General features: G+C 71.4%; 17 protein-coding genes. 9 read left to right on the top strand and 8 right to left on the bottom strand.

The annotated features are described in order from the left end of the window. Positions 1-62: 62 nt before the first annotated feature. Positions 63-824, top strand: a complete 762-nt coding sequence (locus tag ACIRRU_RS20000; protein ID WP_403682234.1) for a CbtA family protein — start codon at positions 63-65, stop codon at positions 822-824. A gap of 115 nt (positions 825-939) precedes the next feature. Here ACIRRU_RS20000 and ACIRRU_RS20005 read toward each other — a convergent pair whose 3' ends face one another. After that, positions 940-1,299, bottom strand: coding sequence for a tetratricopeptide repeat protein (locus ACIRRU_RS20005; protein ID WP_363199875.1), 360 nt, complete (start codon positions 1,297-1,299; stop codon positions 940-942). A 160-nt stretch (positions 1,300-1,459) separates the two neighbouring features. Here ACIRRU_RS20005 and ACIRRU_RS20010 point away from each other — a divergent pair, with 160 nt between their 5' ends. The 5 genes from ACIRRU_RS20010 (at position 1,460) to ACIRRU_RS20030 (ending at position 7,095) form a co-directional block, all read left to right on the top strand. After that, positions 1,460-2,425: a pirin family protein gene (locus tag ACIRRU_RS20010; protein WP_403682237.1), complete on the top strand. Its 966-nt coding sequence runs from the start codon at positions 1,460-1,462 to the stop codon at positions 2,423-2,425. A 246-nt stretch (positions 2,426-2,671) separates the two neighbouring features. Next, positions 2,672-3,514, top strand: coding sequence for a helix-turn-helix domain-containing protein (locus ACIRRU_RS20015; protein ID WP_403682239.1), 843 nt, complete (start codon positions 2,672-2,674; stop codon positions 3,512-3,514). A 73-nt stretch (positions 3,515-3,587) separates the two neighbouring features. Then, complete coding sequence (locus ACIRRU_RS20020; RefSeq protein ID WP_403682241.1) at positions 3,588-4,205, top strand: dihydrofolate reductase family protein; 618 nt, start codon at positions 3,588-3,590, stop codon at positions 4,203-4,205. 278 nt (positions 4,206-4,483) lie between these two features. Next, positions 4,484-6,067 (top strand): reprolysin-like metallopeptidase, encoded by a 1,584-nt coding sequence (locus tag ACIRRU_RS20025; RefSeq protein WP_403682244.1) that lies wholly within the window; start codon positions 4,484-4,486, stop codon positions 6,065-6,067. A gap of 167 nt (positions 6,068-6,234) precedes the next feature. Further along, the gene (locus ACIRRU_RS20030; RefSeq protein ID WP_403682245.1) at positions 6,235-7,095 is read left to right on the top strand and encodes an alpha/beta fold hydrolase; all 861 of its coding nucleotides are present in this window, start codon (positions 6,235-6,237) and stop codon (positions 7,093-7,095) included. Between the two features lie 132 nt (positions 7,096-7,227). On the opposite strand, the gene ACIRRU_RS20035 is transcribed toward ACIRRU_RS20030, so the two are convergent. The 4 genes from ACIRRU_RS20035 to ACIRRU_RS20050 form a co-directional block, all read right to left on the bottom strand. Next, the gene (locus ACIRRU_RS20035; RefSeq protein ID WP_403682248.1) at positions 7,228-8,922 is read right to left on the bottom strand and encodes an alpha-amylase family protein; all 1,695 of its coding nucleotides are present in this window, start codon (positions 8,920-8,922) and stop codon (positions 7,228-7,230) included. After that, positions 8,919-9,917: a TIGR03885 family FMN-dependent LLM class oxidoreductase gene (locus ACIRRU_RS20040; RefSeq protein ID WP_403682251.1), complete on the bottom strand. Its 999-nt coding sequence runs from the start codon at positions 9,915-9,917 to the stop codon at positions 8,919-8,921. The genes ACIRRU_RS20035 and ACIRRU_RS20040 overlap by 4 nt, the downstream gene beginning before the upstream one ends. Positions 9,918-9,986: 69 nt before the next feature. Continuing rightward, complete coding sequence (locus ACIRRU_RS20045; protein WP_403682252.1) at positions 9,987-11,687, bottom strand: alpha-glucosidase; 1,701 nt, start codon at positions 11,685-11,687, stop codon at positions 9,987-9,989. A 626-nt stretch (positions 11,688-12,313) separates the two neighbouring features. Beyond that, complete coding sequence (locus ACIRRU_RS20050; RefSeq protein WP_403682254.1) at positions 12,314-13,054, bottom strand: MerR family transcriptional regulator; 741 nt, start codon at positions 13,052-13,054, stop codon at positions 12,314-12,316. Positions 13,055-13,398: 344 nt separating this feature from the next. On the opposite strand from ACIRRU_RS20050, the gene ACIRRU_RS20055 reads away from it, so the two are divergent. The 3 genes from ACIRRU_RS20055 to ACIRRU_RS20065 all read left to right on the top strand — a co-directional run bounded on the left by ACIRRU_RS20055 (position 13,399) and on the right by ACIRRU_RS20065 (position 16,382). Further along, positions 13,399-14,205: an oxidoreductase gene (locus ACIRRU_RS20055; protein ID WP_403682257.1), complete on the top strand. Its 807-nt coding sequence runs from the start codon at positions 13,399-13,401 to the stop codon at positions 14,203-14,205. Between the two features lie 66 nt (positions 14,206-14,271). Further along, a complete protein-coding gene (locus ACIRRU_RS20060; protein WP_403682259.1) occupies positions 14,272-15,681 on the top strand; it encodes an FAD-binding oxidoreductase in 1,410 nt (469 codons plus the stop codon). 47 nt (positions 15,682-15,728) lie between these two features. Then, complete coding sequence (locus ACIRRU_RS20065) at positions 15,729-16,382, top strand: GPP34 family phosphoprotein (protein WP_403682262.1); 654 nt, start codon at positions 15,729-15,731, stop codon at positions 16,380-16,382. Here the strand turns inward: ACIRRU_RS20065 and ACIRRU_RS20070 are convergent. The 3 genes from ACIRRU_RS20070 to ACIRRU_RS20080 all read right to left on the bottom strand — a co-directional run bounded on the left by ACIRRU_RS20070 (position 16,379) and on the right by ACIRRU_RS20080 (position 19,831). After that, on the bottom strand, positions 16,379-17,377 hold the full coding sequence (locus ACIRRU_RS20070; protein ID WP_403682264.1) for an alpha/beta hydrolase: 999 nt from the start codon (positions 17,375-17,377) through the stop codon (positions 16,379-16,381). The two genes, ACIRRU_RS20065 and ACIRRU_RS20070, sit on opposite strands and share 4 nt — an antisense overlap. A 107-nt stretch (positions 17,378-17,484) precedes the next feature. Next, entirely contained in the window at positions 17,485-18,522 is a 1,038-nt protein-coding gene (locus ACIRRU_RS20075; RefSeq protein WP_403682266.1) for a hypothetical protein, read from the bottom strand. A 28-nt stretch (positions 18,523-18,550) separates the two neighbouring features. Beyond that, on the bottom strand, positions 18,551-19,831 hold the full coding sequence (locus ACIRRU_RS20080; RefSeq protein ID WP_363203930.1) for a transporter: 1,281 nt from the start codon (positions 19,829-19,831) through the stop codon (positions 18,551-18,553). Positions 19,832-19,834: the final 3 nt, after the last annotated feature.

Genomic DNA, 19,834 nt, shown 5'->3' on the forward strand with positions numbered 1-19,834 from the left:
GTCTGGGCCACCAGGCATCAGCGGACACGGGAATCAGGAGACCAGGGAAGCCAGGGACCATCGTGAACTCCATATCTGTCAGGGCGCTGTTGGTGCGCGGCATGATCGCGGGCCTGATCGCGGGAGCGCTCGCGTTCGCCGTCGCCCACTTCCTCGGCGAGTCCCAGGTGGACGCCGCCATCGCGCTCGAAGAGGCCCACAGCCACGCCGCCCACGGCGGCGCGGCGGAAGAGGAGCTGGTCAGCCGCACCATGCAGGCCACCGGCGGACTCGCCACGGCCCTGCTGGTCTTCGGCGTCGCCGCGGGCGGGATCGCCGCCCTCGTGGTCGCGTACGCGCTGGGCCGCATCGGCCGCTTCGGGCCGCGGGCCACGGCCGCGCTGGTCGCGGGCGCCGCCCTGCTGACCGTCTACGTCGTGCCGTTCCTGAAGTACCCGGCGAATCCGCCGGCCGTCGGCAACCCCGACACCATCGGGAAGCGCACCACTCTGTTCTTCCTGATGGTCGCCCTCAGCGTGCTGCTGGCCGTCGCCGCCGTCATCCTCGGCAGGCGGCTGGCCCCCGGCCTCGGCAACTGGAACGCGACCGTCGTGGCGGCCGTCGGCTTCGTCCTGGTGATCGGCCTCGCGTACGCCTTCCTGCCCTCGTTCGACGAGGTCGGCAAGGACTTCCCGGCCACCTTGCTGTGGAAGTTCCGGCTCTCGACACTCGCCGTCCAGGCCACGTTCTGGACGGGCTTCGGACTGATCCTCGGCCACCTCACCGAGCGGCTGCTGACGCCCGTGGCAGCGGTCCGTCGGGAGAACGAGGGAGCGGCGGCCTGACCTCGCGGCCCGTCTGTCCGACCCCTGCCCCGGCGCCCCGGCCGGTGACGGACAGAGGAGGCCGGGCCCGCACCTTCGTGGTGCGGGCCCGGCCTTCCGTACGGGGACGGGGTGCTCAGGACCGGTCGGCCCCGGGGCCGAAGTCACCGGCGAAGGCCGCCGCCATCCGCAGGTGCGGGGTCGCCTCGTCGGACCGCCCCTGGCGCTCCAGCGTCCGTCCCAGCATCAGCCGCGCGTAGCTCTCCACCGGGTCGCGGTCGAGGACGGCCCGCAGCTCCCCCTCCGCCTTGCCGAGGCGGGCGGAGTGGTAGTAGGAGCGGGCGAGCAGCAGCCGGGGCGCGACCTGCTCGGGAGCCTCCTCGACCAGTCCGCTCAGGATCCGGGCGGCCGTCAGATACTCCTTGGCCTCGAAGAACAGCTGTGCCCGGTCCCACCGCTCGGCGGCCGTGCCGAATTCGTAGTAGGTGTCGTTCATCTGTCCTCCTTCGTGTGGAGCGGAACCCCCGGAGGGTGCCCCGGGGAGCCGCCCCGCCGTACGTTCAGCGATGACAACAGCGCAGAATCGTTGAACATTCCACTAAAGATCGGCGCGAGACCCCGGTACTCCGCGCCCCCACGGGAACAGGTTGAGCGCCATGAGCAATCTCGATCGTCAGGCCACTCCCTCCGTCTGCGGCGGGCGTGGCTTCGTCGTCGCCGAGCCGGTCCGGGAGCTCCTTCAGCCCCGCCGCGTCCAGCTCGGCGAGTCCACCGAGGTCCGCCGCCTGCTCCCCAACCTCGGCCGCCGCATGGTGGGAGCCTGGGCCTTCGTCGACCACTACGGGCCCGACGACATCGCCGACGAGCCCGGGATGCAGGTCCCGCCCCACCCCCACATGGGCCTCCAGACCGTCAGCTGGCTGCACGACGGTGAGGTCCTGCACCGGGACAGCCTGGGCAGCCTCCAGACGGTACGCCCCCGCGAGCTGGGCCTGATGACCTCCGGGCGGGCCATCAGCCACTCCGAGGAGAGCCCCAAACGGCACGCCCGGCTGCTGCACGGTGCCCAGCTCTGGGTCGCCCTCCCCGCGGCCCACCGCGACACCGAGCCCCACTTCCAGCACCACACGGAGCTGCCCGCCGTCACCGCCCCCGGCCTGAGCGCCACCGTCATCCTCGGCGAACTCGACGGCGCGGCCTCGCCCGGCACCGCGTACACCCCCATCGTGGGCGCCGACCTGACGCTGACGGCGGGGGCCGAGGCCCGGCTGCCGCTGGACCCGGACTTCGAGTACGCGGTCCTGTCGATGTCGGGCGAGGCCGAGGTCGACGGGGTTCCCGTGCTGCCCGGCTCGATGCTCTACCTCGGCTGCGGCCGCACGGAACTCCCGCTCCGCGCCGCCTCCGACGCCGGTCTGATGCTGCTCGGCGGAGAGCCGTTCGAGGAGGAGATCGTGATGTTCTGGAACTTCATCGGCCGCTCCCACGAGGAGATCGTCCAGGCCCGCGAGGACTGGACGAGCGGTTCGCGGTTCGGCGAGGTCAGGGGTTACGACGGGGCCCCGCTGCCCGCCCCCGAGCTGCCTGCGACGCCGCTGAAGGCACGGGGAAGGCTGCGCTGAGCTGGGGAAACCTTGAGACGGGCCGGCTGCGCCTGGGCCGCGCGTCGCTCTCGCGCCACACCGTCCCTCGCCGGCGGGACGAAGTGGTCGCGCTCCCCGTCGGCGGGGAGGGCCGGTTGAGGGAGGGGGGCTGACCCGGGCACCGGTGGCTGTGCCGACGGCCCCGGTGATCCTCGCCTTTTCGCCCGCGGGACGTGGTCCGCTCACCACGGGGCGGACCGATTCCTCGTCGGCGATACTGGGCCCATGGAGTACATCGGCAGGGTTCCCGCCCCGCCGCTCGACCGGTTCATCGACGACATCTACTGCCTGAGCGGGGCGCCGGGCCATCGTCAGGTAAGCGTCCCGCCGATGCCGTCGGCGCACTTCTACCTCAACCTGGGTGAGCCCGCGGTCCTGTGGGATTCCGACCCCTCGGTGCCACCGTCCGTGCTGGCGGGCGAGTGGTTCATGGGCCTGTGGACCAGGCGTTTCCTCCTCGAATACCCGACACGGGTGCACCTCGTCGGGGTCCACTTCAAACCTTGGGGCATGTCACCCTTCGCCGGTGTCCCGGCGAGTGAGCTGCGCAACCGGTGGGTGCCGGTCGACGCCGTCTGGCATCGGTCCGCGGAGCGCATCCGCAACCAGGTCGGCGGCGCTGCTTCGGCCGCCGAGACGCTGCGGGCCCTGGAGAGTGAACTGCGGTCGCGACTCGTCGAAGCGCCGGGACGCGGCCTCGACCTGGTCCAGCGAACGGGGGGTTGGCTCGAAGCCTCGCACGGCGCGATCCCGATCGGTGCGCTGAGCGATGCCGCCGGGGTGAGCAACAACCACTTGGCCGCGCAGTTCAAGGCTCACGCCGGGGTCACCCCGAAACGGATGGCCCGGATCTACCGTTTCGCGCGGCTGATCGAGTCGGTCGACCCGCGGCGTCCGGTCGACTGGTCGCAACTGGCGCTCACCGCGGGCTATTTCGACCAGGCCCACTTCAGTAGAGAGTTCAAGGACTTCACCGGCCGCACGCCCACGGGATACCTGGACGCTCAGCGCCGATTCGCCGCTGAGCCCGGGTTCTCGCCGGCCGGTGGACCGATGCCCGCTGAGTGATTTTTTACAAGCTTCGTGGTCCAGGGGGTGGAAATATCGGAGACGACCGAACGGCATATTCCGGGAGCATCCCATGGGCGCAGTGATCATGCACAACGTGGTGTCGGTGGACGGCTTCATCGCCGACCACGACGACGGAGTCGGGCCGCTCCACGACTGGTACTTCAGCGGGGACATCAGACTCACGGAGACCGGCGCCGACGGCGGGCATGACGGTCACTCCGGGGGCGGCGGCTTCAGGCTCTCGCGGGTTTCGGCGGCGTACGTCCAGCCGATGTGGGAATCGATCGGCGTGATCGTGATGGGTCGCACCCAGTTCGATCTGGTGAACGGCTGGGAGGGGCGGCAGCCCACAGGCGACCATGTGGTCGTGGTCTCCCACCGGCCCAAGCCCGAGGGCTGGCACCCCGAGGCTTCGTACCACTTCGTCGACGGCGTGGAAGCCGCGATCGCGAAGGCCCAGGAGCTCGCCGGCGACCGGGTCGTCGCCGTGAGCGCGGGTGAAGCAGGCGGCCAGATCCTTGCCGCCGGCCTCGTGGACGAGGTCGCGATGGACGTGGTGCCGGTGGTGTTCGGCTCTGGCAAGCGCTTCTTCGGCAGCTTCGACGGGCAGCAGCTGCTGGAGGATCCACATGTGGTCGTCCAGGGCAACCGGGTGTTGCACCTGAGGTTCAAGGTGCGCCGCTCGTGAGCGTTTCGCGACCGGCCTCTTCACCGTGAGGGCGATCGACCGGGTCACCACGCTCATCGTCACCCGTGATGATCATGCCAAGGGATTGACGGGATGCGGACGCGGAGAGCGACCGCCACCGGCAACATCGTCCGTCGGGCGCGCATGCGGGTCGGCAGGCAGGGCCTGTACCGGGATGGGGGGAGGGGCGTGGAGGCCGTGCGGTACTCGGGTGAGCCAGGTGGCCCCTGTCGCATGTCGCGCGGGGTTTTGGAAACGACGCTGTTCTTGTTCCTTTCGTGACTCACTTCCTCCGGGCCCGCCGTGCTCGTCTGCTCGCCGCGTCCGCGGCCGTCATCCTGCCGCTGATTCCGGCGGCCGCCGTCTCCGCCACGCCTCTCCTCCCGCGCGGCTCCTCCCTGTCATCGGCCGCCGAAGCCGACGAGGTGCTGCGCGAGCGCACCATCCCGCTGCGGACCGCGGACTTCGTCCCGCTCTGCGAGAAGACCCCGTTCGGCGCGCCGGGCGAGCACACCGTGACGTTCTTCGACGACGTGCGCCTGACCGCCGTCGAAGACGGCATCGACGCCGAGGAGGGAACCCTCACCTGGAGCGGTCACGTCAAGGGACGCCCCGAGACCAGCGTCATCATCTCCCTCCGGGGGGTGTGCGGCACCGACCCGGCCGCCCCGGGAACGGCGACCGTCCAGGCCGTCGCCGACCTCGGCCCACGGGTGTACCGCATGGAGTCCCTGCCCGGCCGGAGAAACCAACTGCGCGTGACGGAGGAGGACCCGGCCCTGCGTCCCTCGAACCCACCGGACGCACTGCCCACCGACACCGACACCGACACCGACACCGACACCGACACCGCCACGACCGGCACCGGGCGGGGGGCGCTCCTGAACCGTTCCCGGGCCACCGCGGAGGATCCGGCGGTGATCGACGTCATCGCCGGTTACACGCGCAGGGCCGTCTCCGCGGCCGGCGGTGAACAGCAGGTCGTCAACACCCTCAACTGGGCCGAGAGGAAGATGAACGAGGCGTTCGCCGACAGCGGCGTTCCCGCCCGGATCGAGATCCTCGGCACCTACGACACCGGATACCAGGGGGACAACACCTCGGCCCTGGTCCACCGCAAGCTGACCGACCGTCGAGACCCCCTCGGCGCCAGGGCCGCGGTGCTCCGGGACCGCTACGGGGCGGACCTGGTCACCGTCGTCAACAGCGTCGACCCCGGGCAGTCCTCGGGGCAGGGAAACCTGCCCCTGCGCGGTCGGTTCGACGCCCGGGAGGCCTTCTCCGTCGTCGACTTCACCTCCCTCACGGGCTGGTACAACCTCGGCCATGAGATCGGCCACAACCTGGGGATGTTCCACGACCGGGCCACGCTCGACTCCCAGGTGCCCGACGGGAGCTGGACCAGGCTGCTCAACAGCCCCAGCGGGACGGGGTGGATCACGCCGAGGGGAGACTTCCACACCCTCATGGCCTACGCGGACGCGTGCCCGAGGCAGTGCGGCGCGGTCAACCAGTTCTCGAACACCGAGAACACCGTCAACGGCCAGCCCCTCGGGGACCGGAACAACAACGGTGCCGCCCTCGTCAGCCTGACCGCCCCTGTGGTGGCCGACTACCGCGCCCCGGTCTTGCCCAGAACCCGCTACGCCCTCACCCTGTCCGCCACCGACGGCGGCACCGTGCGCCCCGGCATGTACGGGCCCTACCGGCCGGGAGCAGTCGTCAGCGTCACCGCCCGACCCGCACCCGGGTACCGTCTGGCCGCCTGGCAGTTCGACGGTGTCCAGTACGCGCCGGACAGCCAGGTCAACCTCACCATGGACCGCCCCCACACCCTGCGAGCCGTGTTCCTGCCGGAGTGATGCCACGGGCGACCGGTGGGGGAGTGCTGGGCCCCGGTGCTCAAAGACCTCAAAGCCGGAGCTCACCGTCGTACGCGTTTCGCCGCTGATGGATGCCGCGGCCCGTCCTGGGCAGGCGGGCTGTCGGGGATACCGCGGGCCAGGTCCAGGAACGGGAGGGGCAGCGAGTGTTCGAGGGGTTCGCCACAACGACAGTGCGTACGGGTGAGGCGTCGATCTTCGTCCGGTACGGGGGCGAGGGCCCGCCTCTGCTGTTGTTGCACGGCCACCCGCGCACGTCGGCGACCTGGCACCGGGTCGCGCCCGCGCTGGCGGTGAGTGGGTTCACCGTTGTCTGCCCTGACCTGCGCGGTTACGGGCGCTCCCGCGGCCCGGCCCCCGCTTCTGATCATGTTCCGCACTCCAAGCGCGTCGTGGCCGGGGACCTGGTCGAGGTCATGCGGACGCTCGGGCACCACCGCTTCGGTCTCGTCGGCCACGACCGCGGGTCCGCCGTGGCGCTCCGGCTGGTGCTCGACCACCCCTCGGCCGTGACCCGGGTGGCGTTCTTGGACGGTCTGCCTCTCAGCGAGCACCTGGCCCGTGCGGACGCGCGGTTCGCCGCTGCGTGGTGGCACTGGTTCTTCTTCGCCCAGCCGGAGATCCCCGAACGCGTGATCAACGCCGATCCCGACTCCTGGTACCGAGGCGATCCCAAGACGATGGGACAGGAGAATCACGACGAGTGGCGGGCTGCCATGAGGAATCCGGATGTCGTGCGCGCCATGCTGGAGGACTACCGTGCCGGGCTCACCGTGGACCGTCGGGACGAGGAGGAGAGCCGGGCCCGTGATGCCCGGATCGGCTGCCCCGTCCTGGTCCTGTGGTCGCTCCAGGACGACCTGGAAGACCTCTACGGTGATCCGCGCGTCATCTGGCGGAACTGGGCCGACGACGTCCAGGGTCATGGCATCGATTCCGGACACCACATGGCCGAGGAGGCCCCCGGTCAGCTCTCCACCGCCCTGAGCGACTTCTTCACCGACTGACCTGCACGGATGCCCCCCGGCCCTGGGCTTGCCTACGAGGACCGAAACTGTTTCGTTTCCCTTCCCGCCACCGAAAGCACTGCCGCGCGCGGGTGCGCGGCAGTGCTTTCGAAGGCGAGGGACCCGCCGGACTCACACCGCCGTGGCGCGGTCCGGGTCGTCCAGCGGGGTGTTGATCCTCAGCCAGCGGTAGCCGTACGGCTCCAGCGCGACATCGACGAGCCCGGCGGCCGCCGACTTCACGGTGTCGCGGGTGAAGACATCGGTGAGCAGTCGCCCGCCCTTCAGACCCGGAACTTCGACGGATGCGGTGAGGGACCGGTCGGAGAAGTTGTGCAGGACGAGCACCGCCCCGTCCGTCAGCGAGCTGAGGTGGGCCAGTACACCGGGGTCGTCCGTGTCGATGACCTGGTAGTCGCCCCAGGCCAGCTCGGGACTCTCCCGGTAGTGCTCGATCAGGGTCCGCATCCGGCTCATCAACGAGTCCGGGTCGTGCGTCTGGTCGTGTGCGTTGACCTTCTTCGGGCCGAACGCCCCGGTCACGACGGGGTTGGGCAGCTCCGGGTCCTTCACCGCGGTGAAGCCGCCGTTCTTGTCGGGCGTCCACTGCATGGGTGTGCGAACGGCCTGCCGGCCCTCGGCGGCGAGGTTCTCGCCCATGCCGATCTCCTCGCCGTAGAACAGCACCGGAGTGCCGGGCAGGGAGAAGAGCAGGCTGTACGCCAGTTCCACGCGGCGCCGGTCGCCGTCGACCATGGGCGGCAGACGGCGGCGCAGCCCCCGGTCGTAGAGCTGCATGTCCTTTTCGGGGCCGAACGCGGCGAACACCTCGGCGCGCTCGTCGTCGGCGAGCTTGTCGAGTGTCAGCTCGTCGTGGTTGCGGACGAACGTCGCCCAGTGCGCGTCCCGGGGTGCCGCCGGGCGCTCCCGCAGCGCGGCCGCCAGCGGGGCCGCCTCGCCCCGTGCCATCGACAGGTACATCTGCTGCATGCCGATGAAGTCGAAGCACATGGTCAGCTCGTCGCCGCGGGAGGACTCCGCGTCGCCGAAGAACTTCGCGGTGTCCGGGTAGGGCAGGTTCACCTCGCCCAGCAGCACCGCGTCACCACAGCGACGCCCGAGGAAGGCACGCAGGTCCGCGAGGTACTCGTGCGGGTCGGGCAGCTGGTCCGCGTCCCGCTGACCGTCGGTCTCCAGCAGGAACGGCACCGCGTCGACCCGGAAACCCGACAGTCCCAGCTGCGTCCAGAAGCCCATGATGCGCGCTATCTCGTCACGGACCGCCGGGTTGGCGACGTTGAGATCGGGCTGCTGCTTGTAGAACCGGTGCAGGTAGTACTGCTCGGTGGTCCTGTCGTACTCCCACAGACTCTTCTCGGCGTCGGGGAACACCACACCCTCGGGGCCGTCCTCGGGCGGGGTGTCGCACCAGACGTACCAGTCGCGGAACTTCGACGTGCGGCTGGAGCGGGCGTCCTGGAACCACGGGTGGTGGTCGGAGGTGTGGTTGACGACCAGGTCGGCGATGACCCGGATGCCCCGGTCGCGGGCGGTCCGCACGAACTCGGTGAAGTCGCCCAGCGTGCCCAGCCGGGGATCGACGGCGTAGTAGTCGGTGATGTCGTAGCCGTCGTCGCGCTCGCGCGTCGGATAGAAGGGCATCAGCCACACGCAGGTGACACCGAGGCGCACCAGGTGGTCGATCCGCTGCGTCAGGCCCGCGAAGTCGCCGGTGCCGTCGCCGTCGGAGTCCTGGTACGTCTCCACGTCCAGGCAGTAGACGACGGCGTTCTTCCACCACAGGTCGGAGGTACGGGTCAGCCTCATCGGACCCCCTCCGCGACGGCGGCCGGGGCGGCGGTGACGTCCAGGCGCGGCAGGACCTCCGCACCGAACGCGTCGATGAAGGCGCTCTGCTCCTTGCCGACGTGGTGCAGCATGATGTCGTCGAACCCCAGGTCGGCGTACTCCTGGAGCCAGGCGGCGTGTTGGCCGAGGTCGTCGGAGATGTTGACGGACTCCGCGACCTGCTCCGGCGTGACGTGCTCGCTGACGTTGTCGAACAGCTCGGCCGAGTCGAGGTCCCAACTGGCCGGCGGCCCGTGCACGTTGGTACGCCACTGGTCGTGGGCGAGTCCCCGGGCGGTGTCCAGGTCGGGGGCCCAGCTGAGGTGCACCTGGAGGCGCAGCCGGCCGACGCCGCCCGCCGAGCGGTAGGCGTCCACGATCCGGCGCAGTGTCTCGTGCGGCGCGTTCACCGTGATCAGGCCGTCCGCCCACTCCGCGCACCACCGCGCGGTCGCCTCGCTGCACGCGGCCCCGACCAGGGGCGGCACCGTCTCCGGGCGGGTCCACAGCCGGGCCCGGTCCACGCTCACCAGCCCGTCGTGGCTCACCTCCTCGCCGTGCAGGAGTGCCCGGATGATGTCGACGCACTCGCGCAGCCGCGCGTTGCGCACGTCCTTACGGGGCCAACGGGCGCCGGTGATGTGCTCGTTGGAGGCCTCGCCGCTTCCCAGGGCCGCCCAGAAGCGGCCCGGGTACATGGCGGCGAGGCTGCCGATGGCCTGCGCGATGATGGCCGGGTGGTAGCGCTGGCCAGGGGCGTTGACCACTCCGAAGGGCACCTGTCCGGTGGCCTGGAGTGCCGCACCGAGCCAGGACCAGGCGAAGCCGGACTCGCCCTGGCGGACGCTCCAGGGCGAGAAGTGGTCCGAGCACATCGCGGCGGTGAAGCCCGCGCCCTCCGCGCGCACGACGGCTGCCAGCAGGTCGGCGGGAGGCACCTGTTCGTGGGAGGCATGGAATCCGTAAACGGTCATGGGGTCCGTGTACCCGGTGCCGGGGGGACCACCGGCCGCCATCGCCATCGCCTTCGCCGTCGGCCCGGCTCAGAACCGGCGCCGGTGCACCCGCGCCTCCCACGGAGCGAGCACGAGGCGTCCGGGCGCCGCCGGGGCCGAGGGCCCGTTGCCCAGCACGAGTTCGGCGTCACCCCACCCGGCGGGAAGGTCCGCGGTGGCCGTCTCGCCGCTGAAGTTGCCGGCCACCAGAAGTTCCGTACCGCCAAACCGGCGGGTGAACGCGTAGATCCGCTCGTCGTCCGGCAGCAGCATCGTGAAGTCACCGTGCACGACCGCCGGTTCCTGGTGCCGCAGGGCGATCAGCCGGCGGTAGTGGTGGTAGACGGAGTCGGGATCCTTCACGGCGGCTGCCGCGTTGACCTCGGTGTGGTCCGGATTGACGGGTATCCAGGGCGTGCCCGTGGTGAACCCCGCCTGCGGGGACGAGTCCCACTGCATGGGCGTACGGGCGTTGTCGCGGCCCATCGCCCGGAGCCCCCGGAGGACCTCCTCGGGTTCCTCACCCGCACGCAGTGCCTGCGCGTAGTGGTTGAGGGACTCGATGTCCCGGAAGTCCTTGATGGAGCGCAGGGGCGCGTTGGCCATCCCGAGCTCCTCGCCCTGGTAGATGTACGGCGTGCCCCGGTGCAGGTGGAGCACGGTCGCGAGCATCTTCGCGGACCGGACCCGGTGGCGCGCCCCGTCGTCGCCGAAGCGTGAGACCACCCGGGGCTGGTCGTGGTTGTTCCAGTAGAGGCTGTTCCACCCGGTGTCCGCGAGGCCCGACTGCCACCGGCCGAGCGATGCCTTGAGGTCCGTCAGCCGCATCGGCCGCGGATCGAACTTGCCCCGCCCGTGGTCGAGCCCGACGTGCTCGAACTGGAAGACCATGTCGAGCTCGGCGCGGGCCGGATCGGTGAACAGCCGTGCCTGCTCCACCGTCACCCCCGGCATCTCGCCGACGGTCATCAGCCGCCCCGGGTACCGGGCGGTCACCTCGCGGTGCATCTCCTGGAGGTAGTCGTGGATGCGCGGCCCGCAGACGAAGTACGGCGAACCGTCACCGTACGGGCCCTGGCCGCGCACCTCGCCGTCGGGCAGCGCGGGGTCCTTGGAGACGAGGTTGACCACATCCATCCGGAAGCCGTCCACGCCCCGGTCCAGCCACCAGCGCATCATGGCGTACACGGCCCGCCGCATCCGCGGGTTCTCCCAGTTGAGGTCGGGCTGCTTCGGGGAGAAGAGGTGAAGGTAGTACGCGGCGCTCGCCGCGTCCCGCTCCCAGGCCGGACCGGAGAAGAAGGAACCCCAGTTGTTGGGTTCGCGCCCGTCCCGCGGCGGACGCCACCAGTACCAGTCGCGCTTCGGGCTCGCCGGGTCGCGTGACTCCCGGAACCACGGATGCTCGTCGGACGTGTGGTTGACCACCAGATCCATGACGAGCTTCATCCCGCGCTCGTGCACCGCGGCCAGCAGCCGGTCGAAGGCCGCCAGATCACCGAAGACGGGATCGATGTCCTGGTAGTCGCTGATGTCGTACCCGTTGTCGGCCTGCGGCGACGGATAGACGGGCGACAGCCACAACACGTCGACACCGAGCCCGGACAGGTGGTCCAGACGCCCCGTGAGACCGTCCAGGTCACCGACGCCGTCGCCGTCGGAGTCGGCGAAACTGCGCGGATAGACCTGATAGACGACCGCGTCCCGCCACCAGGGCTCCTCGGTGTGTCCCCTGTCGTCGGCTGCCATCGGCGGACTCCTCTCGTTCGGTGGAAACGTGAGTCTTCTTCCCCGGAGACGAAGGTCTACTGGACCGTCGGCGGGGTCGCCGAGGAGGACCTCGCCCGACACACGTTCAGGCGGCGGGGCCGAGGTTCAGGACCTGTACGGCGCGGCCGGTCGAGCCGGGCATGAGCGGTTCGCGGTCGGGGGAGGTCAGGGGTTACGCCGGGGCCCTCTGCCCGCCCCTGAGCTGCCCGCGACGCCGCTGAAGGTGCGCCGAAGGGTGCGCTGAGCGGGTGCGTGAGCGTGAGCGGGGGCGGCCGTCCGGTCCGCGTCGAGACGGGCGACGGAACGGGAATTGTTTCCGGGATGAATTCTCCCCCCCCCGGGGCCGCACCGGTCGCGCGAATTTTTCAGCGCCGCTTTTCCTCTCGGTGATTCCCCTCTGCCACTGCTTTTCCACCGGATGTGCAGTCCGGGGATATCTCGCTGTCGCGCCGGGCGGTGACGTAAGCGATTTCACCGCCGCGTCCCGCCATCACGCTCTCAGGCGGACTACTACCTCCGGATTCGACGGTGAAACTGATGACGTTACGGCACACTTTCCGCGCGGGGTGACGTCCGGCCGGGAAGCCCGTCGGTATTCGCTCCCGTCACCTCCCGTCCCCGGGTGCGGACAGCAGCTTGTGAAGCCGTCGCATCACATCCACCTGGGCCGGGTTGTACAGGTCCCCGATGGCCGCGTCGAGCGTGCGGGTGGCGTGGTTCTGGCCACGCGGGGTGCCCGCCCCCAGGGCGCTGAGGGCCGGGTTGCGGTTCCACAGACCCTGTACGTAGGGCACGAGTCTCTCGGCGAGCCGCCTCCGTGTCGTCTCGTCCGCGTCCCCGGGCAGATGCGTGAACTCGTCCGCCACGGGAGGCGCCTGCTCCCGCAGCAGCTCGGTGTAGGCGTCCATGGCGCCGGGGCCCGCGACCGTACTGAGGACCGAGAGGAACGAGCGGTCGGGGGCGGGCAGCCCGGTCGCGCCCGCCAGCTCGGCGAACCGCTGCGGCAGGTCGCGGGCCTCCTCGGCGCGCAGGAGCACGCCGATCTCCGCGCGGGTGCGCCGCATGCGCTCGATGGTGACGGCCAGCTCCTCGTCCAGGGCCCGCAGGTCACGCAGATCCGCGTCGGAGTCCGGCGCCTCGGACAGACCGGCGACCTGTGCCAGCGAGAGGCCGAGGTCGGTGAGACGTTTGATCCGCAGGAGCCGCAGCAGGTGGCTCACCCCGTACTGCTTGTACCCGTTGGAACGGCGCTCGGGCTCGTCGAGCAGCCCGACCTCGTGGTAGTGCCGTACGGCCCTGAGGCTGGTTCCAGCCAGTTCCGCGATCTCCCGGGTGCTCCACGCCATGATCTCTTCCTCTCCCGCGGGCCCGTGCCTGGGCGCGGCGGCGTCATGGGCCTATTGAAGACCATGCCGTAACGGCCGGGTTCGGGCGACCGCTGCCGATACGTTCTCAGGACCCGGCACCCCGGCCCGCATACCGTGGAAAGCGGGACCTCGGCGGCGGCCCCCGGGCAGGCTTCCGCGTTCCGCCGAGAGGATGTCAAAAAGATTTCCGGTCGCCGAGGAATGCCCTGGTGTCGCCGGGGAAAGCGCCCCGGTGTGCGGGGCATCCCCGAAGGGTTTCCGTGCATTGTCCCCGAATCTGATTCATTACCTCCGGAGTACAGGTGAATTTCCCGCAACAGGAAATGGGCGACGGCACCGCGGCGCGGGCGGAACCCGCCGCGCCACGCGACCTCGCGGGTCTGCGGACCCTCGTCACGGGCGGGACGCGCGGGATCGGCGCGGCCACCGTCCGCCGCTTCCTCGACGGTGGCGCACACGTCGTCACGGTCGCCCGGTCGGTGGCGGAGGTGCCCCCGGGCGCCCGGCTGATCACCGCGGACCTCTCCACCCCGGACGGGGTGGAGAGCGCGGCCGGGGAAGCTGTCGAACTCCTCGGCGGCATCGACGTGCTGGTCAACAACGCCGGGGAGAACCGGCCGACCCGGGGTGGTGTGCTGCGGGCGGACGAGGACCTGTGGCGCGAGAACCTCGACCTGAACCTGATGTCCGCGGTCCGGCTGGACCAGCGGCTGGTGCCCCTGATGAGCGCCCAGGGCCGTGGCGTCGTCATCCACGTCTCCTCCAGCGGCGCCCGTCTGCCGAGCGACCCCGACGCCATCCCCTACGCCGCGGCCAAGGCGGCCCTCACCGTGTACAGCAAGGGCCTGGCCAACGCGGTCGGCCCCGACGGGGTGCGGGTCGTGACGGTCCTGCCCGGTTTCGTGGAGAGCGAGAGTTCCGAGGTCACCATGCGGGAGGCGGCCGCGCAGCGCGGTATGTCCTACGAGGAGCTGCGCGAACACCTCCTGGAGCACTGGGTCGGCCCGCTCGGCCGCCCCGGCCGGGGCGAGGAGGCGGCCGAACTGATCGCCTTCCTCGCCTCGCCCGGCGCCTCCTACCTGACGGGCACCCAGATCGCGGTGGACGGGGGTATCCACCCCGCGGTCTGACCACCGGCCCCCGCCTCCACCGCCCCGGCCCCGGCCGGTACCACTCTGCGAAGGAAGTACCACACCATGGATGTCACGCAATCGTCCGGGACGGCACCGGCCGGTCCGCCGGGGACCGCGCGGAAGGCGGGTGACGCTCTGGCCGCCGCGCTGGGTGCCCGCCTGGGAGAGGGACGGGTCTTCCGCCCGGGGGAGCGCCCTCATACGGAGGCCTCCACCCTGTGGAACGGGTCGGTGACCGCCCGCCCGGACCTGGTGGTCCGGCCGCGCACCGAGGCCGAGGTGGCCTCGGCCGTGCTGGCCGCCCGTGAGCACGGCGTCCCGCTGTCCGTGCGTGGCGGCGGCCACGACTGGGCGGGCCGGGCGCTGCGGGACGGCGGGCTGACGATCGACCTCGGTGGCCTGCGCGCGGTCCGGGTCGAGGGGGAGGAGATCACGGCCGACGGGGGAAGCCTGGCCGGGGACGTCGTGGCGGCCGCCGCACCGCACCGCAGGAACGTCGCCACGGGCACCGCCGGGGTCGTCGGGATGGCCGGACTCACGCTCGGCGGCGGCTACGGGCCGCTCCTGGGCACCGCCGGGCTGGCCGCGGACAATCTGCTCGGCGCCCGGGTGGTCCTGGCCGACGGCCGTACGGTCTCCACCGACGACGATCCGGAGCTGCTGTGGGCGTTGCGCGGCGGAGGAGGCAACTTCGGCGTCGTCACCTCCCTGCGTATCCGCTCGCACCCCGACCGCGGCCTGACCGGAGGCATGGTGCTGTTCCCCTGGGAGCAGGCCCGGCAGGTGCTCGACGGCTGGGCGGAGCGGGCCGCCGGCGCCCCCGACGGCCTCGGGCTGCTCTTCGAACTGACCGTGGTCCCCGGCGTCGGCCCGTGCCTCATGGCCGTCGCCGTCTGGTCGGGCGACCCCCGCTCGTCCGACCGGGCGCTGGAGGAGGTCACCGGGCTGGGGACTCCGCTGAACAGCACCCTGGCCCCCACCACGCTCAAGGATCTGCTCGGCCAGTTCGACCAGGCGGTGCCCAGCGGCATGCACTGGACCCTGCGCACCCGCTCCGTCGCCTCGCTGACCCCGGAGATCACGGACATCCTGACGCGGGCGGCGGGGGACCGCCCGGGGCCGGGGGCCGGACTCGGGCTGCGCCGCTTCCACGGCGCGGCGACCCGGGTCGGCGCCGACGACACGGCCTTCGGCCGACGCACCCCGCACATCCTCGTCGAGATCTCCGCGGGACGGTCGCCCGAGGAGGACCCCGGCCCCTACCGGGCGTGGGCCGAGCAGGTCAGGGAGGCGCTCGCGCCGCACGCGCTGCCCGGCGGTTACCCCAACTTCCTCGCCCCCGGCCAGGACCAGCAGATCGACCACGCCTACGGCTCCCACGCCGGACGCCTCCTGGCGGCGAAGCAGGCCTACGACCCGGACGGCGTCTTCACCGCCACCCCCCTCCCGGACGCCGGAACCGTGCGCCCCTGAGCCGACGGGCCCACCTACCCCCGCCCATCAACCTCACCGGAGACGTCATGAACCTCACCCTGCCCGAGCAGGTCTACCTCTGCACCTACGCGTTCCAGAAGAAGAAGTTCCCCTCCGCCCTGCTCCAGCACCGCGGTCAGCGGATGCGCGCCGCCGCCTTGGCGCAGCTGGTCATCGAGGGACAGGCCGCCACCGACGGCTCCCGCGTCCGCCAGGCCGGCGGGACCGGTCCCAGCGACCCGTTCCTCGCCTCCGTCTGGGGCGAACTGGCCGAGGGACCGAAGAAGTGGATGCCGATGGTGCACAACACCGGCCACACGGCCGAGGGTCCGGTGTCCGACCAGCTCCTCGCGGCGGGCATCATCGAGAAGAAGGGGTCCCGCTCGCTCAATCCGCTGGCGGGGAGCAAGTTCGCCCTCAGCCGCACGGAGGAGGCCACCGCGGTCCAGGAAGCCCTGCACGCCAACGTCACCCGCCACGCCGATCCGGCGGCCCTCGCCCTGGCGGAGGTCGCCCTGCCGGTGATCGTCCTGGAGAGTGACGCCACCATGGGCATCGTCCTGGACCGCACCGAACGGCGGGCGAGCCGGGACACGTTGGAGGCCTTCAGCGACCGCTTCGACCGCGAGATTCCCGGCCTGCGGTCCGCCCTGACCAACTCGGTGCTGGCCAACCGGGCCGTGGGCGGCGGCTGGGGTTAAGGGGGCGTTCCCCCGGCCCGGCCGGCACCGGCCGCCGGGGGAGTGGCGCCCAGCGCCCGGCGCAGTACCGCGACCTGTTCGCGGGCCGCCCGGCGCGGCAGCGCGAGGTGGGGGAGGACCCCGTCGAACCCGTGGAACGCGCCCGGCCACAGATGGAACTCGGTCGACACCCCCGCCTCGATCAGACGCAGCGCGTACCGTACGCACTCGTCCCGGAAGACCTCCAGCTCCCCGACGTCGACATACGCCGGAGGGAGCCCCGACAGATCTTCCGCCCGGGCGGGGGCGGCGTACGGCGATACCTCCTCGCTCCCCGCGAGCGGGCCGAGCAGGGCCGCCCAGCCGTAGAGGTTGTTGGCGCGCGGCCAGGTGACGGCTTCGGTGAACTCCCGGCTGGACGCGGTGGTGTTGCGGTCGTCCAGCATCGGGCAGAGCAGGAACTGGAAGATTGGGGAGGGCCCGCCGCTGTCCCGGGCCAACAGGGCGGTGGCGGCCGCGAGTCCGCCGCCCGCGCTGATCCCGCCGACCGCCAGGCGCCCGGGATCCAGCCCCAGGGTCCCCGCCTCGTCGGCCACCCACCGCAGCGCGCGGTAGCAGTCCTCCACGGGGGCGGGCCAGGGGTGTTCGGGGGCCGGCCGGTAGTCCACCGAGACCACGGCGCAGTCGGCCCCCAGGGCGTACGCCGAGACCCGCGCGTCGTCCATCTCGGGTGAGCCCAGCACCATGCCTCCGCCGTGCATCCACACCAGGCAGGGCAGCGCGCGGGAGCCCGCCGCACGGGGGCGGTAGGTGCGGACCCGCAGTGGCGCGGGGCCCGGCAGGTGGTGGTCGGTCACCTCGACGCCCTCGGCGGGCGGTGCGGTGGCCGCCGCGGCCCGCTCGGCGCGCAGTGCGGCCAGGTCCTCGTACGGCAGCCCGTCGAGCAGGGTCGGCGGCGGCGGGTCGGCCGCGAGCGCCGCGGCCATCTCGGGGTCCAGGTTGGGGTGGTGGGGCATGGGTGGGGAGACCCTTCCTCGGTGCGCCGGGATGCGGCGTCCCGGCCGGTGGCGTACCGGGCGGGGGCGCGCCGCGGACATGTCCGGCGCGCCCCCGCCCACCCGGGTCAGCCGCGGGCCACGCAGATCGAGCCCTTGAGGCGTTCGCCCGCCTCGTAGACCATGTACGGCACGCCCCGGTCGGTGCCGAAACTGGGTGCGGCGGCGCGGCCGTTCTCCGGTGCGGTGTTGCTCGACTCGTAGAAGACACCGAGGTGGTCACGGCGGGAGAAGTCGTTGCCGACCTCGGTGATGAGGATGTTCCCGCCGCTCTCCTTGTCGGTGTGGTAGACGACGTACGTCCGGTTGCCGCGGGTCAGCAGGTGCGCGCCGCTGATGTTGCGGGCGCCGACGTCGGAGTGCCTGATCAGCGGCTGCTGGGCGAACGTCCAGGTGCGGCCGTCCTTCGACCAGCCCCAGCCGATGTTCCGGCGGTCGGTCTGGTCGTTGACCATGAAGAGCATCACGTAGCGGGCGCCGCGCGCCGTGAGGTCGTGGCGGAAGACCCGCGCGTAGGACGTCTCCGTGGTGCCGGAGGGGAGCATGTCCCGGGTCAGCACCGTCCGGTCGTACGTGAAGTTGACGCCGTCCTTCGAGCGGGCGAGGCGGGTGGTGTGGTTCTCGCCGTGGAAGTAGAGCCACAGCTCCTTGACGTCCTCGTTCCACAGGACGTGCGGCGAGGAGACATGGCTGACCCGGTAGTGCGGCTGCCAGTTGTTGGAGACGATCGGGTTCGCCGGGTACTCCGTGAACGGCCCCTCCAGGGAGTCGCCGTAGGCCAGGCAGATGCCGCCGGGGGCGTCGTGCGGGGCGTAGTACAGGTAGTAGCGGCCCAGCGGGTCGGCCAGCCGGTCGTAGACGCCCCGGATGCAGGGGAAGATGATCTCCCCCGTGGGCCGGTACTTCAGCTCGCCGGGCTTCAGCAGCGTCCTGACGTGCCGGTAGTCGGGGAAGCCGCCCGGTGCCGCGACGGCGGGGCCCGCCGTCGCCCCGGTGGCCGCCAGCCCGGCGGTGGCCGCGATCCCGGCCGCCGACCCGCGCAGGAAGACGCGGCGGCTCGGCTGCCCGGCGCCGGATGTGCCGGGTGAGTCCTGATGCTGTGTCATGTCGTTCTCCGTCCCGAGAAGTGATGGATCACAGGTAGGTGGCGGCGGTGACGCAGAAGCCGCCGAGCGCGACGGCCCAGACGTACGGCAGGGTCCGCAGCATCACCTGCTGCGGGGTCACCCCCGCGTACTGCGCGCTCCACACGGTCTGGGTGCTGGTGGGGTCCGACACCCCGAAGACCTGGTTGTAGGAGGTGGCGAGCCCCAGCACCGCGACGGCCGGGTAGATGCCCGCCGCGATGAGGACACCGGCGATGCCCGCGCCGAGCCCGAAGACGTTCAGCGGACCGCGGTACAGGCACAGCGGTACGAGCAGCGTGAAGACCAGCACGAACAGCACCGGGTTCTGCGGGCTGACCGCCTTGACCAGCGGCTCCAACGACTCCACCGCGCCCGGCAGTTTGACCGCCGCGAGCAGGATGCCGATGGCGATGAACAGGACCATCGGGGCCGCCGCGACCTCGAACGCCCCGTACAGCGTGCGCAGCAGCCGCTTGTTCATCTCGCGCGGCCGGGTGGTGGTGACCAGCGCGTACAGCACACCGGCCAGCATCGACGGCAGGATCGCGACCTCGAGGCCGAGAGCCAGCACCAGCGGCACCACCGGGGTGAGCAGCGCGTACCACGGGGCGTCGCCCAGCCTCTCGCGACGCGAAACGGGCTTCGCCGAGGCCGACTTGAGCGACCAGGCGTGCTCCACGCCCCGGCGCCGGGTCTCGACGAGGACGAACAGCACGGCGGCCGCCAGCGCGAACGGGAACAGCTTCAGCATGAAGCCGCGCACCGTCGGGATCGGCAGGTCCAGCGCCGTGGAGAAGAACTGCCAGATCGGCAGCTCGAAGGGCATGCCCGCGGCGATGCCCATGAGGATCGTCCCGGCGGCGGTGACCTTGGGGATGCCGACGGCGATCATCGCGGGGATGCCGATGATCCCGGCGAGCATCGCCGCGGGGGCCGAGCCGGTGACCGTACCGACCAGCGTGGAGACCGCGAGGACACCGAGGGCGACCACCACCGGCCGGTCCCCGCCGAACTCGACGATCTTGCGGACCAGGGTGCCCGCGATACCGGTCTCGTCCAGCAGCTTGCCCAGCCAGGAGCCGAGCAGGATGGCGACCATCGTCGCGGCGAGCGCCGGGGCGCCCTCCTGGAGGACCGTGTCCAGCACGCTGTTCTCACCGGTGAGCGGTGCGCCCGCGATGAAGGCGATGGCGACGGCCAGCAGGACGAGCGCGAAGCCGGTGGGGAGCCTGCGGGTGAGCATCGCGGCGACACCGGCCGCCATGACAAGAAGGATGACGACGCCCATGGC

Source organism: Streptomyces sp. NPDC101181 (assembly GCF_044767975.1).
GTDB lineage: Bacteria > Actinomycetota > Actinomycetes > Streptomycetales > Streptomycetaceae > Streptomyces.